This is a genomic window from Sporosarcina sp. Y1011 (genome assembly GCF_057669885.1).
Map to the genome: position 1 here is coordinate 43,601 of NZ_JBYHFP010000021.1, position 13,379 is coordinate 56,979.

Here is a 13,379-nt window from a genome sequence, read left to right on the forward strand (position 1 = left end):
CATTTTTTACAATAAAAATAAAGAAAGAGGATGGTTTTATCACCCATCCTTTTCCCCGTGGCGTTAATCTATTATCTCGAAACTCTCCAACATATGGTGGAACCTGGCGCCGTGACCCTCCGCCGCTTCAAGGAAATAGTTTTCTGTAATGACGAAGCTTCCTTCTTTTCCGTTGCTTAAGACGTAAGCAGTGACGACTTTACTATCCCACTCACTGCCTGTTATACCATGCAACCAGTAGCCTTCGAGCGGTTCTGTTACTGTTTCCACCGCACGTAATTCAGGGAAATCCTTCTTCAATTCTGCTTCGATTTTGCCAACAAGGTCTTCTGGTTTTTCATTGGCCACTTGTTTAATTTCCATCGTTACTTCAGGGTATTTTTCAGGTAATGGATCGAGTGTCGTAATGATATCGACTTCATTTCCGTTAATCATTTTGTAGCGTGTTTCATCGACATAAATGATGTACTCGGAGTTGGTACCTTCATTCAAGTTAACGTTCGCTGCCTCGTCCTGACCTTCGATACTTTGGATGATTTCTTTTTCAGGGACGAACATATCTTTAATGCCTTTAATGAATGCCAGTCCTGTATCCGTTTGTAAACTGAATGCAATGACAAGAGCGGCGGCAGCTGTAATAATGATGGGAATTACTCGGCTTTTCTTTTTCATTTTTTTTACCTCCCCTTTGTAATCTTGCTCTTCGCTGAACAATTCTTTTTCCAAACTACCCCATATTTCATCTTTGAGCCCATTCGTTTCCTGTTTGGTCCGTGTATGAAGTTCTTCATTTACTCGTTTGTCGAAATTACTCATCGTAAACCATCCTCCTTATCAAGCGGATCCAGCTGTTCTTTCAGCCTCTTCCTGCCTTTAAACAACCGTGATTTTACAGTATTCAGATTTAAACCTAGAATGTCTGCAATCTCTTTTTCGGTGAAGCCTTTCACATATTTTAAAATGAGCGGAATCCGATGCATGTCTTCTAGCGATTGAATCGTATCGTATAAATCAGATAGATGATCGAAAGATTCTTCAGCAAGGGAAGGATCATTTTCTAAATCGGGATGTTCGAACTTTGATAGTGGTGATTCTTTCTTTAGGTAACGAAGGCATTCATTTGTCAAGATTCGATAAAACCATGGATCGAAAGGCAATTCGGGATTGTAGCTGCCGATTTGTCGGTACACGCGGATGAACGTCTCTTGAACGGCATCTTTCGCCATTTCACGGTTTCGCGTAATTGCAGAGGCCGTTCGGATTGCATAATCAGCATATGCTTCGTAAAAGATACGGAATGACTCTTTATCACCAGCCAGTATATTTCGTATTATTTCTTCTTTTTCCATTTAGGTTCAACTCCTTCGGAACAACGGTATTTTGTTGTTCATACTATACTTACCCTCAGAAATATGAAAAAGTTTTCGTGTCTACAATCTTTTTTTTGTAATGCCGAGCCGAATGACATATGCGGATGAAAGGTATCGTGTAAACTAAAAGGTGAAGTGTGAAAAGTGTGAAAATAGAGGAGAGAGATTGATGAAAGTCGTTGCGATTGTCGGGAGTTTGAGGAAAGAGTCATTTAACATGCAGTTAGTGAAAACGATTGAAAAGAGGTTCAGTCACCTTTTTGAAATGGAAATTGCAGAAATCGGTAATCTTCCGTACTTTAATGAAGATGATGAAAAGACACCTCCGGAAGTGGTGCAGAACTTTAAGAAAATGATTATTGAAGCAGATGCCATACTTATTAGTACACCGGAATTCAACTGGTCCTTCTCAGGGGTTTTAAAAAATGCGTTGGAATGGCTGTCCAGGGTTGATAAGGTGATAGTGGGGAAGCCGGTCTTACCGATGGGCGTTTCACAAGGAGCACTCGGGACAGTAAGGGCACAGTTGCACTTACGACAAGTATTAGGGAGTATCCAAGCGAATACGATGCCTCCTGCAGGAAATGAAATCTTCATCGGCTCTGCCGGACAAAAGTTCTTAGATGGCGAGCTGATAGATGAAATGACACTTAAGTTTTTAGATCAAGTCGTCGATAAGTTTGTTACTTTTGTTAAAGAACCAGAAGTTAAATAATAAAAGAAACCGCCTTTTTGATTTCCATTAGAGAAGTCGTAAGGGCGGTTTGTATATTATATAAATTAAGATATAGAAATCATTGAAATCTGCTTCAGCTACCCTTTGTAAGACGCCTAAGCTGTATTCAATTGTACAGCTGATCTAGTTAAATAACTTTCACCATATGATGAAATGGTTCACCAATAATTGTCCATGGGGAGACAATGTCATAACCAAGCCGTTTGTATAGACGAATAGCTGGTTCTTTTTGTGTTTCTACGTTTAAAGAGAGCTTTGCGATGTTTTTTTGCTTCGCAATTTCTTCCGCATACTGAAATAGTTTCGTCCCGATTCCTTTACCGCGAAACAAAGGATCAATACAAATAGTATCGATATAAAGTTCGTCAGGTAACGATTCCGCGTCCACTTCAGAATTGGCGGCACCTTTTTTTGCGAGCCATTCACTTAAATTCCGATCGAGATCAGGGGCATCTGTACCTGCGTATAACACCATAATACCGGCCACTTTATCATCTAGTTCTGCAACATATGTATAGAAATAGGAGTGTCGGTTATCTCCACGCTTGAACAGTATACAGAGTTCCTTTTCCACCTTGTCCCAGTCTGTTTCACCTGTCATTCTTTTGGCAATATCACCGATTGCGTCAATTATAAGTGGTGCTGCCTGAGTTGCATCAATCGGTTGTGCCTGCCGAATCGTTATGTCCATTTGAAAAGCCTCCTTATTTATCCTCTGATTATAGCAAACGTTCTTACCTATTTAAAAAGAACCACCCACTGCAGATGCAGTAGGCGGTTCAACTTATCTACTATATTTCAATCTTCGTTGGGAAATAGTCGGTAAGGTCATACCGATAACGATGATGATAATCCCGATTATTTGGAAAAGCGTCAGCGATTCTTTCAATAAAATAACGGAGGCGGTAACGGCAACCGGCAGTTCCGCGGCACTTAATATAGAGGTCATTGCAGTACCGACTTTTGGCACGGCAATCGAAAAGAGATAAATTGGAATGACAATCCCAAATAATCCGAGAATGATGCCATATATCCATAAACCACCGCTAAACAACGTACCATTCCAGACGATTTCCGGCGTTTGGAAAAAGAAGATGGCAATTGCTGCGAAAAACGATGTGAAAAGCAGACGCGTTTCTGTATCCATACCTTCGACTTGTCTTGAGTTAATCATTACGAATGACGCAAAGCTGACAGCCGAAGCCATTCCCCATGCCCAACCTTGCCATGGAATTCCGCTAAGGTCTGCATCGATAATTCCAGCTGCAAGTATGGTTCCTCCAAAAAGGAAGAGTAGTGAAATAACTTCAATTTGTTTCGGCAGACGTCTCTTCGCAATACAGTCGAACAGCATACCGACCCAAGTGAATTGGAATAGCATGACCACTGCAAGAGAAGCAGGCATATATTCAATAGCTTGTCCATATACTGTGCCTGTTGTAGCTGTAAATAGACCCGCTAAAAGCAGCGTAGTACCACCACCGAATTTGGGGACTCTATGTCGCACGATAACGAAAATGAGTAGTGCTATAAAAAATCCGACGAAATATTGGCTAGTCACTGCTTCAGCAGCAGTGAAACCATCTAGGATCGCCAGTTTAATAATCGTTGAAAGAATTCCATAACAGCTTGCCGCAAAGATAATAAGTAACGGATAAATCCATAGTTTCATAAAATAACCCCCTGTTCCATTTCAACAGTATAGCACTATTAGGGAAAGTCTTACAGGTCTGATGTCAGAGGACTATGGAAGTTTGGTGAAGATACTTTATAGACTCTTACATAAATTGATATGAGCTGACCTAGTTCTGAGGTTAATAATCTTTCTTCTTCTTGTAGTTGGCGGATGAATAATTATAGCCGCTCAATCATAGTGATTGGAAGGCTATTTAATGTGGTGGAAAGTTTATATTTATAGTGATTTTGTTATATACAATGTATAACAGAATTGCTATACTGAATTTACCAACAAATAATAGAAAGGTTGTGAAGTCTTTGTCTCAACTCGCGAATATTCCATGGAGCCTTATTATGCCGATTATTGTGTTGCAGGTCATTCTCATGAGTATTGCCCTCGTTGACGTTATTCGGCATCAGCGGACAAATGGACCGTTCATCATGTGGATCTTCATTATCATCTTTGTAAATCTGATTGGTCCTATCCTGTACTTTATTTTTGGGAGGCGGCAAGTATGAACATTTTGCTTCAAGTAGAAAATTTGTCTAAAAGATATGGGACCAATAAGGTAGTTGAAGAGGTTTCGTTTGCGCTTGATGAAAATACCGCTACGGCTTTGATTGGACCGAACGGGGCTGGAAAGACGACGACACTGTCGATGCTTGCAGGTCTGGTTTCGCCGACTGGTGGCATAATGCAGTTTCAAGGTGACCCCAAACAAGATATACGGTCGGTTATCGGATTTCTCCCACAGTATCCAAAATTCTTCCCATGGCTATCTGCACTTGAGTTCACGGAAATGGCTGCTCAATTGAGTGGAGTAGCATCTAGACAAGCAACTATCGAAGCAAGAAAGACATTGGAGTTTGTCGGTCTTGGGGAAGCCCTTAACAAAAAAATAGGTACCTATTCTGGAGGGATGAAACAACGACTTGGGCTTGCACAAGCAATTGTCCATAAACCGAAGTTGCTGTTGTTGGATGAGCCAGTATCTGCACTGGATCCAGTTGGGCGCCGCCAAGTGATGAATTTGTTGAAAGAATTGCAACGGGAAACAACGATTTTATATTCAACCCACATTTTGAATGATGCGGAAGAAATGACCGATCAGGTGCTTTTTATGAGACACGGAGAACTTGTTGAACAGGGTTCGCTTAATGAGGTGCGTGCACGCCATGCAGAACCGCGTATTATTATTGAATTTGAAGGTATGCAAGAATTGGGGCGTTTCAAGGAAATGGTCGAGTGGCAAGTGACGTCAAAAGGATTGGTTACATCTATTGATGTTCAGTCGCAATTGATTGAAATGTCATCTGTTCTATCCGTATTAAGTGCGGGTGCTTTCCTAGTTAGAAAAGTTGAACTTCAAACGGCGACCCTTGAAGAAATCTTCATGAAAGTGGCGGTGATTTGATGAATGGATTGAGCGTGTTATTGCGGAAAGAATGGCGTGAGCATACAAGAAACTTTAAGATACTATGGATCCCTATTGTCTTTATCATTTTCGGGATATTAGAGCCCCTTACGAATCATTTTTTACCTGAAATCATGAAAAGTGTTGGCAATTTGCCAGAAGGAGCCGAATTTACTTGGCCAGAATTCAGAGGGGAAGATATTTTCATATCATTACTTGGGCAATATCAACTCATTGGCATTCTTGTTATTATTTTTGCATTCATGGGTGCGATTTCAGGTGAACGGAAAAATGGGACAGCGACTCTTCTCTACGTCCGCCCGATGTCATTTCGTAATTACTTTTTGAGCAAGTGGATCGTTATTAATGGAATTATACTGGGTAGCGTATGGCTAGGTTTCATTGGAGCATGGTATTACATTGAACTTCTCTACAACCATATAGATATAATGTCGGTCTTCGCATTTATTGCGACTTATAGCCTGTGGATTATCTTTGTTGTGACGGTTGTCTTAGCGTTGAGTGCATCACTTCCAACAGGTGGTACTGCGGGGCTTGCAATTCTGATTACACTTATTTATCAGGTAATCGATTCACTTATCGGAACATATTGGACCGTGTCACCCTGGAAATTGTCGATGTATGCTTCTTTTTGGTTTAAGCCGGAATCAGATAAAGCGGATTTATGGATGAGTTCAGGCCTCACATTGGTCCTTATAGTCGCACTTATCGTATTCGGTGTTTACATGGCAAAACGGAACGCAGCAAAAACAACAGTGTGACCGAAAATTCTGTTATTATTATAAGGAAAGCACATAGTCTAGACACTGTTCAAGGTAAAAAATGATACTTATTTTACGAGACAGGGGGAATTTTATATGACAGTACGCAACTCGGACCGATTTATTTTTGCATATAACCGAATTGAAAAGTCAATGGAGAAAATTAGTGGCTTAAATAGCTATATGCCATTCTCACGCTTAATTGACAAATCAAAGCATTTGAATGCAATTATCCGCAAGTTTGAGCAGGATTTGCGGGAATATGGTGATTTGCGCAACGCAATCGTTCATCATCGCACAGATAATGAGTATGCAATTGCGGAACCGCATGACGATATAGTCGAGCTGATTGAGTATATCGAACGCGAACTATCAAAACCAGTTACAGTCGGTGATATGTTTACACGAAAAGTCCATACATTACAGGCTTCTGATACACTATCCTCCGGATTAAAGATGATACGTGAAAAAAAGTTCAATCAAATCCCTATCTATGAGAATAATAAGTTCATTGGACTTGTAACAGCTACGGGAATTACATATTGGCTAGCAGATAATATGACAGATACTATCATTTCCCGGGAAATGCCAACACTCCTCGACATTTATTCTCATGAAAAACAAAAAAACACATACAGATTTGTTAAAAGTAATCTTTCTGTTTATGAAGCTGAAGAATACTTCAAAAAGTTTGTCTCTGAAGGAAAGCGCCTCGAAGCTCTTTTAATAACTGAAAATGGTAAGCCCGAAGAGAAATTACTGGGAATAATTACGCCACTGGATCTAATAAAAATAGAGTGAAAAAAAGCTTTGTACCATTCACACGAAGTGAGTGGTACAAAGCTTTTTCAATACTTCGGCAAACCGGATCCTGGTGATTTCTCGGCGCTGGACGAATTGCTTTTAGTATCGTGGTGACGTTTTTCTTCTTCCCATTCCATCCGAGCGTCCTCAAGAGGTACCGCATCAACAGTTTGCATATCCTCATGCATATCATAAATGCTCTCTTTATCTGTTCGGAGATATTCTGGATTATCCATATATGGCCCATCTGCATCTTTCCGGTCACGTTCAGTGAATACTTTCTTTTTAGTCACTAAAACCAGACTCCTTTCTATTTTAATCTGCCGTGGAATATTCTGTTGTCCTTATGTTATTCACTATTTTATAGAAATTAAACATTAAAGTTTTTTTGTGAAATTGACGGGTACATTATAAAAAAGAGACTATTCATCAAGGAGGAGCTATGTAAAATGGAACACAAGAAATTTATCGGTACATTTCATTCAGAAGATACTGTTTTATATAAAATCACGGAAATGAAAGCGCAAGGATATGTTGAAAGTGAGATGTATGTAGTTACGACCGCAGAAGATACTATTACAATGTTGCGCGGACAGACAGAAGCCGAACTTTTAGGTACAACTAATGGAAAATGGTTAGACCGATTCAAACTATTTTTGAGTGACGAAGAACCGATTCTAGCAGCTTTTAAAAGCATGGGGGTTTCAGAACAGAAATCAAGGGAGTACTATAATGAGGTGAAAAATGGCGGAGTTGCATTGTTCGTAGAGGATAGGGCGAGCCATGATCAGACGGCAGAACAGCACCCTGAAGAAATGGATAGCAGGGCTGAACGAAGTTTGAGTGGAGAACAGTTAGCTGGATTAGATAATAACCAACAAGACACCGTTCCACGTATTAATACAAATAACTTATAGTTGGATAGAAAAAAGCTGATTCCAGTTGGAATCAGCTTTTTTCACCTTCACTATTTACCTGCTTTATTTCTCCGACTGCCTTTTGCGCTTCACCTTTTATTTTGTCAAACTTTCCTTCTGCTTGCAGTGAGGCATCATTTGAAGCATTACCAATCTGGTCTTTCGTTTCACCTTTTATTTTATTTACTGTACCTTTTACTTTGTCTGAAAAACCATTGTTCGTCATAGTAAAACCTCCAATTTTTTTCGTTGTTTACAATATACCCGCCAAGAAAAAACATAAACTTGTGAATAGTGTACGGATTTTGGAATACTTTGTCTAAAGATGAGTCTAGATACCTATGAATTTTGACTAAAATGTGACAAACCAAGTGTACCTACTTGTCGATATATTGCGTATAATGGATACAAATATAAAATAGTGGGGGAGATGAAATGTTTAGAAAAGGTCGATATGCGTTATGGGGAAATAAAGAGTTTGAACTGATATCATACCTACGGCAATATTATTTGCAATCAGGCAATCCTTTAGATTTAAAAAATGGATTCATAGAAAAGAACGGAAAAAATCCTGTTTTCATTAGACCGGTTTCTGTAAGGGAATTGGAAGATGCATATGAAATTATTCCATATGCGATGATCGAGGGGTATCGCTTTGCCGTGGAAGGATACAACGAAAAGACTGGTAAATTGGCGCTCGTGACAAATAATCCATTTGTCAAGGAGAAGATTGACGTTCGCCCATATGGGAAATTTGAATACATAATCGAAATTGCTATGAACGATGAAGGTGTGGAACTAAAAGAAGATCGAATTCCTATACTTGGTTTTAAAGGTTTAAACCCATGAAAAGGTAATCATGTATGTCGAAAGTAGACACACAGGATTACCTTTTTCATTGTTTTAGGAGCTGAAGTACGGATTGGGCCTGTTGCATATGCATTGAAAGGACATATTGACCTGCTTGAAGCAGGATATTCGCTTTCGTTAGTGCCATCATTTCTTTTGCGAAATCTATATCACGTATGCGAGATTCGGCGGCAGTTAAGCTTTCTTCCATAACTAGTGTATTATTGTAAGCATGTTCAAGTCGGTTGGTATAGGAACCCATTCGAGAACGTTCAGATGAGACAATTTTAATGGCATTATCAAGTGCAGCGATGGCATTATTGGATTTCGTGGAGTCCATAATTGACACGTTCTTCAACCTTGTTGAAGTAGCACTCATATCACCAATATAAAATTCAATCGACTGCCCGCCATTAGCCCCGGCTTGAATTTTTAATGAAGAACGTGAGCCATCTAGCAGAGGGAGTGAGTTGAATTCCGTATCAATGAATATGCGGGTGATTTCATTTTTTAGTTCTTCAAATTCGAGAGAAAGGTTTTCGCGATCTGAATTAGTCAATGTTCCGTTGGAAGACTGAACACTTAACTCTCGCATTCGCTGGAGAATGGAATGAGTTTCATTTAAAGTCCCTTCGCTTGTCTGGAATAGTAAAATTCCGTCTTGGATATTGCGTCCTGCCATAGATAGTCCACGGATTTGAGCGCGCATTTTCTCAGAAATCGCAGTACCAGCTGGATCATCCGCAGCACGATTTATGCGCATGCCTGAGGACAATCTTTCCATTGACTGCATTACTTGTTTGTTTTGCAAGTTCATATTGCGAATAACGTTCATTCCTGTTGTTTGCCAAATTCCAAACATTGCAAAAACCTCCTGCCTTTGTGTCATACATCGGCGTTAAATAGAGATTATTAAGAGGAGGAATTTATTGATAATAAAATTAACTGAATTTCGTTTAATAAATTATGAAACAGGGTATTTACATTTGAGGGTATTGTAAAGAAGTGTACATAAATAACCTATTGAACAGTTTAACCATAGGGGGCGAAGTAAGTGCTGGAATTTAAAAATGTATCGAAAATCTATGCCGGCGGAAAGAAAGCTGTAGATAATTTGAACTTACATATTAATGCGGGTGAATTTATCGTTTTTATTGGGCCTAGTGGATGCGGAAAGACAACAACAATGAAAATGATTAATCGGTTGGTTAAACCGTCAGAGGGCAAAATTTTAATTGACGGAGAAAATATTATGGAAAAGAATATCGTCCAATTACGTCGTTCGATTGGATACGTTATTCAACAGATTGGTCTCTTCCCCCATATGACCATTAGAGAAAATATTGCTCTCGTGCCTCGGCTTATGAAAAAGTCGATTGAGGAGCGCAATAATAAGGCAGATGAGCTAATTAAGCTTGTGAATATGCCGGCGGAATTCCTAGATCGCTATCCACATGAACTAAGCGGAGGGCAACAGCAGCGTATCGGCGTACTTCGTGCATTAGCCGCTGATCCTCCACTTATTTTAATGGATGAGCCTTTTGGTGCGCTCGATCCAATTACTAGGGATTCGTTGCAAGCGGAATTCAAAAATCTTCAAAGAACGCTTGGGAAAACAATCATCTTTGTCACACATGATATGGATGAGGCCATTAAACTAGCAGATCGAATTGTAATTATGAAGGACGGAAAAATCGTTCAGATGGGTACTCCAGACGAAATATTAAGGGAACCCGCCAATGAATTTGTAGAGGACTTCATTGGAAAAGATCGTCTCCTGCAAGCGCAGCAACATATCCAGACTGTAGGGCAAATCATGAATTCAAATCCGATATCTATCCAAGCTGGAGGAACCCTATCGCAGGCGGTTCAACTTATGCGTGAACGTCGTGTCGACTCACTACTCGTTGTTGATGAAAATAACGTGCTAAAAGGACTGCTGAATGTTGAGATGATAGACAGAGGCAGGAATATGGAAACGTCAGTCGGGGACGTCATGTCTACAGAATTGACCGTTGTTCAAAAAGATACACTTCTACGAGAAGCGACACGTAATATTCTTGTACGGGGCTTGAAATATGTAGCTGTTGTCGATGAAAATCGACATCTGGTCGGTCTGATTACAAGAACAAACCTAGTCGATATCGTCTATGATTCCATTTGGGGAGATGGCGAAGGAGAATCTGAAGAACAAACACTGGGTCAAGTGTAAAGGAGGTTATTGAATGAACGGACTTATTGATTTTTTCTCTGAGTATGGAGGCCAGCTTGCAACGAAGACTTGGGAACATCTCTATATTTCATTTATAGCGCTTTCCCTCGGTATTATTGTTGCAGTTCCACTTGGGATAATGCTAAACAGAGTGCCTAAAGTAGCTGGTTTTGTGTTAGGGGTCGTTGGCGTCATTCAGACGTTCCCGAGTCTTGCAATTCTTGCCTTCTTCATACCGCTTCTTGGAATTGGAAAAGTACCTGCAATTGTTGCTTTATTTCTTTATTCGATGTTGCCAATTCTTAGAAACACATTCATCGGTGTGAGAGGGGTCAATCAGGATCTCGTGGAAGCCGGTCGTGGTATGGGTATGACAGCTTTCGAGCGAACTTTAAATATTGAACTACCACTGGCGATTCCAGTTATTATGGCGGGAATAAGGCTTTCAGCGGTCTATCTAATCGGTTGGGCAACACTTGCTTCGTTCATCGGTGGAGGAGGACTGGGAGATTTTATCTTTGATGGTTTGAATTTATTTCGAACAGATTTAATAATTGGTGGTGCGATACCGGTGACATTACTTGCACTTCTAGTAGATTTCCTTCTCGGCCGTTTTGAATTGTTTGCAACGCCAAAAGGACTGAAAGAAAGCAGGAAAGTGGTTTCTTGAGGAGGGAATACAATGTTTAGAAAAAATATAAATAAATTTATAATTCCGCTCTTGGCTACAACCTTGTTGATAGGGGGCTGTTCACTTCCTGGCCTTGGCGGAGGGGAAAACACCATCCGAATTGCAACACTGACAAGTACAGAAACGTCGACTTTAGGTCATGTAATTCGATTAATGATTGAAAAAGAAACTGATTTGAATGTTGAAATGGTGGAAAATCTGGGAACGTCTATTATACAGCACCAGGCATTGACTAGTGGACAAGTAGACATTACGGCGGCACGCTATACGGGTACTGACATGGCAAGCGTTTTAGAGATAGAGCCAATATCCGATCCTGAAGAAGCAATGGCTTTAGTCCAAAAAGAGTTTGATGAGCGTTTCGATCAAGTTTGGTACGATTCTTATGGTTTCCAAAATACGTATGCACTTACAGTGACGGATGCCCTCGCTGAAAAAGAAGGACTTAATACTGTATCGGATATAGAAGGAATTGCTGATGAATTAACGCTCGGCGTAGACAATTCATGGCTGAACAGAGAAGGCGATGGTTACCAGGGATTTGTCGAGACATACGGATTTGAATTTGGTGAAGCATTGCCTATGTCTCTCGGACTTGTTTATCAAGCGGTGAATAGCGGAAAGATGGACGTTGTTCTGGCGTATAGTACGGATGGGCGTCTGAAAGCTTTCGATTTGAAAACGTTAGAAGATGATAAGAAATTTTTCCCGCCGTATGAGTGCTCGCCCGTCACACGAAAAGATGTCATTGAAAAGCATCCAGAAATCGATACTATTCTGAAAAAACTTGCAGGTAAAATTGATGGGGAAACGATGACACGTCTAAACTACGAAGCAGATGTCAACAAAAAAGAACCTGCTATCGTGGCAAAAGAATTCTTGGCTGAAAACAATTACTTCAACTGAGTCACTGGAGGTGAGCTAATGGAAACGTTACAAGAACTGTGGGCCTATTTCACAATAAACGGCACCTACGTATGGGATCAGTTTGTAAGGCATTTCCTTATGTCTGCTTATGGAGTCCTGTTTGCGGCGATTGTAGGAATTCCCGTGGGAATCCTAATTGCCCGTTATGGTAAATTGAGTGGATGGGTATTATCGATAACGAATATAATTCAGACCATCCCGGCCCTCGCAATGCTTGCTGTTTTAATGCTGGCGATGGGACTGGGACCTAACACGGTCGTGATGGGCTTATTTCTATATTCTTTATTGCCAATCATAAAAAACACCTATACAGGAATTAAAAGTGTTGAAAAATCCGTTTTGGAAGCAGGTCGTGCAATGGGGATGACGCGGACACAAATGCTGTTCATGGTTGAACTACCACTATCGATGTCGGTAATCATGGCGGGCCTGCGAACTGCACTTGTTGTTGCAATCGGAGTCGCAACAATCGGAGCTTTCATAGGCGGCGGAGGACTCGGCTCCATTATTATCCGAGGCACGAATGTGACGGACGGCGCGGCTATCATTTTGGCAGGAGCGATTCCAACTGCCCTAATGGCGGTAATTGCAGACTTATTAATGGGCTGGTTGGAACGTGTTCTATCCCCTGCAAACCGGAAGGCAGTGACTAAAAAAGTTTCACCTGTAAATAATATCGTATAGTAACGGATTGGAGGGGACTAAATGATAGAGAATTTTAATATACGTAAGGAAATGTTTGGAGATACACCAAATGAGACATTGCATTTCGAGTTAACCTTGGACGGGAATGAATACCAAGGACATTACAAGGACAATGATGTGAACTGGTTTCAAATGAAGCCTGACCAGGAGAACCACGAAATGCAGATTGCAGACTTGGAAGCCGAAGTGAAAAAGAGAATTAAAGAATGGGAATCAAATTGAATGGAAAGTAGTTCGAAAACCACCGATAACTGTTGTGACCCCTTAAAGTTAGAGTTTTATATTATGCAGCTA

19 protein-coding genes are annotated in these 13,379 nt (G+C 40.4%); 12 read left to right on the forward strand and 7 right to left on the reverse strand.

What is annotated here, in order from left to right:
- Positions 1 to 63 precede the first annotated feature (63 nt).
- Positions 64 to 816: a hypothetical protein gene (locus tag AC25Y5_RS16665; RefSeq protein ID WP_488141283.1), complete on the reverse strand. Its 753-nt coding sequence runs from the start codon at positions 814 to 816 to the stop codon at positions 64 to 66.
- Positions 813 to 1,349 (reverse strand): RNA polymerase sigma factor, encoded by a 537-nt coding sequence (locus tag AC25Y5_RS16670; RefSeq protein ID WP_488141284.1) that lies wholly within the window; start codon positions 1,347 to 1,349, stop codon positions 813 to 815. The genes AC25Y5_RS16665 and AC25Y5_RS16670 overlap by 4 nt, the downstream gene beginning before the upstream one ends.
- A 190-nt stretch (positions 1,350 to 1,539) precedes the next feature.
- Here AC25Y5_RS16670 and AC25Y5_RS16675 point away from each other — a divergent pair, with 190 nt between their 5' ends.
- Complete coding sequence (locus AC25Y5_RS16675; RefSeq protein ID WP_488141285.1) at positions 1,540 to 2,085, forward strand: NADPH-dependent FMN reductase; 546 nt, start codon at positions 1,540 to 1,542, stop codon at positions 2,083 to 2,085.
- Positions 2,086 to 2,233: 148 nt separating this feature from the next.
- On the opposite strand, the gene AC25Y5_RS16680 is transcribed toward AC25Y5_RS16675, so the two are convergent.
- Positions 2,234 to 2,797: a GNAT family N-acetyltransferase gene (locus AC25Y5_RS16680; RefSeq protein ID WP_488141286.1), complete on the reverse strand. Its 564-nt coding sequence runs from the start codon at positions 2,795 to 2,797 to the stop codon at positions 2,234 to 2,236.
- Positions 2,798 to 2,890: 93 nt separating this feature from the next.
- Complete coding sequence (locus tag AC25Y5_RS16685) at positions 2,891 to 3,778, reverse strand: EamA family transporter (protein WP_488141287.1); 888 nt, start codon at positions 3,776 to 3,778, stop codon at positions 2,891 to 2,893.
- Between the two features lie 359 nt (positions 3,779 to 4,137).
- Here AC25Y5_RS16685 and AC25Y5_RS16690 point away from each other — a divergent pair, with 359 nt between their 5' ends.
- The 4 genes from AC25Y5_RS16690 to AC25Y5_RS16705 all read left to right on the forward strand — a co-directional run bounded on the left by AC25Y5_RS16690 (position 4,138) and on the right by AC25Y5_RS16705 (position 6,781).
- Positions 4,138 to 4,302, forward strand: coding sequence for a PLDc N-terminal domain-containing protein (locus AC25Y5_RS16690; RefSeq protein WP_482101349.1), 165 nt, complete (start codon positions 4,138 to 4,140; stop codon positions 4,300 to 4,302).
- A complete protein-coding gene (locus AC25Y5_RS16695) occupies positions 4,299 to 5,198 on the forward strand; it encodes an ABC transporter ATP-binding protein (protein WP_488141288.1) in 900 nt (299 codons plus the stop codon). The genes AC25Y5_RS16690 and AC25Y5_RS16695 overlap by 4 nt, the downstream gene beginning before the upstream one ends.
- Entirely contained in the window at positions 5,198 to 5,980 is a 783-nt protein-coding gene (locus AC25Y5_RS16700) for an ABC transporter permease (RefSeq protein ID WP_488141289.1), read from the forward strand. Before AC25Y5_RS16695 ends, AC25Y5_RS16700 begins: the two co-directional genes overlap by 1 nt.
- A gap of 96 nt (positions 5,981 to 6,076) precedes the next feature.
- The gene (locus tag AC25Y5_RS16705; RefSeq protein ID WP_488141290.1) at positions 6,077 to 6,781 is read left to right on the forward strand and encodes a CBS domain-containing protein; all 705 of its coding nucleotides are present in this window, start codon (positions 6,077 to 6,079) and stop codon (positions 6,779 to 6,781) included.
- 47 nt (positions 6,782 to 6,828) lie between these two features.
- Here AC25Y5_RS16705 and AC25Y5_RS16710 read toward each other — a convergent pair whose 3' ends face one another.
- Positions 6,829 to 7,077: a hypothetical protein gene (locus AC25Y5_RS16710; protein WP_482101345.1), complete on the reverse strand. Its 249-nt coding sequence runs from the start codon at positions 7,075 to 7,077 to the stop codon at positions 6,829 to 6,831.
- Between the two features lie 156 nt (positions 7,078 to 7,233).
- Between AC25Y5_RS16710 and AC25Y5_RS16715 the strand changes: the two genes are divergently transcribed.
- The gene (locus AC25Y5_RS16715) at positions 7,234 to 7,701 is read left to right on the forward strand and encodes a YflT domain-containing protein (RefSeq protein WP_488141291.1); all 468 of its coding nucleotides are present in this window, start codon (positions 7,234 to 7,236) and stop codon (positions 7,699 to 7,701) included.
- A 31-nt stretch (positions 7,702 to 7,732) separates the two neighbouring features.
- Here AC25Y5_RS16715 and AC25Y5_RS16720 read toward each other — a convergent pair whose 3' ends face one another.
- Positions 7,733 to 7,927: a CsbD family protein gene (locus tag AC25Y5_RS16720; protein WP_488141292.1), complete on the reverse strand. Its 195-nt coding sequence runs from the start codon at positions 7,925 to 7,927 to the stop codon at positions 7,733 to 7,735.
- Between the two features lie 209 nt (positions 7,928 to 8,136).
- On the opposite strand from AC25Y5_RS16720, the gene AC25Y5_RS16725 reads away from it, so the two are divergent.
- Entirely contained in the window at positions 8,137 to 8,550 is a 414-nt protein-coding gene (locus AC25Y5_RS16725) for a hypothetical protein (RefSeq protein ID WP_488141293.1), read from the forward strand.
- Between the two features lie 46 nt (positions 8,551 to 8,596).
- Here AC25Y5_RS16725 and AC25Y5_RS16730 read toward each other — a convergent pair whose 3' ends face one another.
- Positions 8,597 to 9,412: a flagellin N-terminal helical domain-containing protein gene (locus AC25Y5_RS16730; protein ID WP_488141294.1), complete on the reverse strand. Its 816-nt coding sequence runs from the start codon at positions 9,410 to 9,412 to the stop codon at positions 8,597 to 8,599.
- A 192-nt stretch (positions 9,413 to 9,604) separates the two neighbouring features.
- Between AC25Y5_RS16730 and AC25Y5_RS16735 the strand changes: the two genes are divergently transcribed.
- Genes AC25Y5_RS16735 through AC25Y5_RS16755 form a run of 5 tightly spaced genes read left to right on the forward strand, consistent with a single transcriptional unit; the run spans position 9,605 to position 13,307 of the window.
- Positions 9,605 to 10,762, forward strand: coding sequence for a betaine/proline/choline family ABC transporter ATP-binding protein (locus AC25Y5_RS16735; protein WP_488141295.1), 1,158 nt, complete (start codon positions 9,605 to 9,607; stop codon positions 10,760 to 10,762).
- 13 nt (positions 10,763 to 10,775) lie between these two features.
- Positions 10,776 to 11,432, forward strand: a complete 657-nt coding sequence (locus tag AC25Y5_RS16740) for an ABC transporter permease (RefSeq protein WP_482105946.1) — start codon at positions 10,776 to 10,778, stop codon at positions 11,430 to 11,432.
- A 12-nt stretch (positions 11,433 to 11,444) separates the two neighbouring features.
- On the forward strand, positions 11,445 to 12,359 hold the full coding sequence (locus AC25Y5_RS16745) for an osmoprotectant ABC transporter substrate-binding protein (protein ID WP_488141296.1): 915 nt from the start codon (positions 11,445 to 11,447) through the stop codon (positions 12,357 to 12,359).
- 18 nt (positions 12,360 to 12,377) lie between these two features.
- Positions 12,378 to 13,064 carry an ABC transporter permease gene (locus tag AC25Y5_RS16750; RefSeq protein ID WP_482101337.1) on the forward strand — a complete coding sequence of 229 codons (687 nt, stop codon included), beginning with the start codon at positions 12,378 to 12,380 and terminating at the stop codon, positions 13,062 to 13,064.
- A gap of 21 nt (positions 13,065 to 13,085) precedes the next feature.
- On the forward strand, positions 13,086 to 13,307 hold the full coding sequence (locus AC25Y5_RS16755; RefSeq protein WP_488141297.1) for a hypothetical protein: 222 nt from the start codon (positions 13,086 to 13,088) through the stop codon (positions 13,305 to 13,307).
- The last annotated feature ends 72 nt before the right edge of the window (positions 13,308 to 13,379 follow it).

What these genes read in the sequence shown, in the direction of transcription:
- AC25Y5_RS16715 (WP_488141291.1), top strand. Translation starts at nt 7,234, where the DNA reads ATGGAACACAAGAAATTTATCGGTACATTTCATTCAGAAGATACTGTT.
- AC25Y5_RS16730 (WP_488141294.1), bottom strand. Translation starts at nt 9,412, where the DNA reads ATGTTTGGAATTTGGCAAACAACAGGAATGAACGTTATTCGCAATATG.
- AC25Y5_RS16680 (WP_488141286.1), bottom strand. Translation starts at nt 2,797, where the DNA reads ATGGACATAACGATTCGGCAGGCACAACCGATTGATGCAACTCAGGCA.
- AC25Y5_RS16750 (WP_482101337.1), top strand. Translation starts at nt 12,378, where the DNA reads ATGGAAACGTTACAAGAACTGTGGGCCTATTTCACAATAAACGGCACC.
- AC25Y5_RS16695 (WP_488141288.1), top strand. Translation starts at nt 4,299, where the DNA reads ATGAACATTTTGCTTCAAGTAGAAAATTTGTCTAAAAGATATGGGACC.
- AC25Y5_RS16700 (WP_488141289.1), top strand. Translation starts at nt 5,198, where the DNA reads ATGAATGGATTGAGCGTGTTATTGCGGAAAGAATGGCGTGAGCATACA.
- AC25Y5_RS16685 (WP_488141287.1), bottom strand. Translation starts at nt 3,778, where the DNA reads ATGAAACTATGGATTTATCCGTTACTTATTATCTTTGCGGCAAGCTGT.
- AC25Y5_RS16745 (WP_488141296.1), top strand. Translation starts at nt 11,445, where the DNA reads ATGTTTAGAAAAAATATAAATAAATTTATAATTCCGCTCTTGGCTACA.
- AC25Y5_RS16670 (WP_488141284.1), bottom strand. Translation starts at nt 1,349, where the DNA reads ATGGAAAAAGAAGAAATAATACGAAATATACTGGCTGGTGATAAAGAG.
- AC25Y5_RS16705 (WP_488141290.1), top strand. Translation starts at nt 6,077, where the DNA reads ATGACAGTACGCAACTCGGACCGATTTATTTTTGCATATAACCGAATT.
- AC25Y5_RS16690 (WP_482101349.1), top strand. Translation starts at nt 4,138, where the DNA reads ATGCCGATTATTGTGTTGCAGGTCATTCTCATGAGTATTGCCCTCGTT.
- AC25Y5_RS16740 (WP_482105946.1), top strand. Translation starts at nt 10,776, where the DNA reads ATGAACGGACTTATTGATTTTTTCTCTGAGTATGGAGGCCAGCTTGCA.
- AC25Y5_RS16720 (WP_488141292.1), bottom strand. Translation starts at nt 7,927, where the DNA reads ATGACGAACAATGGTTTTTCAGACAAAGTAAAAGGTACAGTAAATAAA.
- AC25Y5_RS16725 (WP_488141293.1), top strand. Translation starts at nt 8,137, where the DNA reads ATGTTTAGAAAAGGTCGATATGCGTTATGGGGAAATAAAGAGTTTGAA.
- AC25Y5_RS16675 (WP_488141285.1), top strand. Translation starts at nt 1,540, where the DNA reads ATGAAAGTCGTTGCGATTGTCGGGAGTTTGAGGAAAGAGTCATTTAAC.
- AC25Y5_RS16755 (WP_488141297.1), top strand. Translation starts at nt 13,086, where the DNA reads ATGATAGAGAATTTTAATATACGTAAGGAAATGTTTGGAGATACACCA.
- AC25Y5_RS16665 (WP_488141283.1), bottom strand. Translation starts at nt 816, where the DNA reads ATGAGTAATTTCGACAAACGAGTAAATGAAGAACTTCATACACGGACC.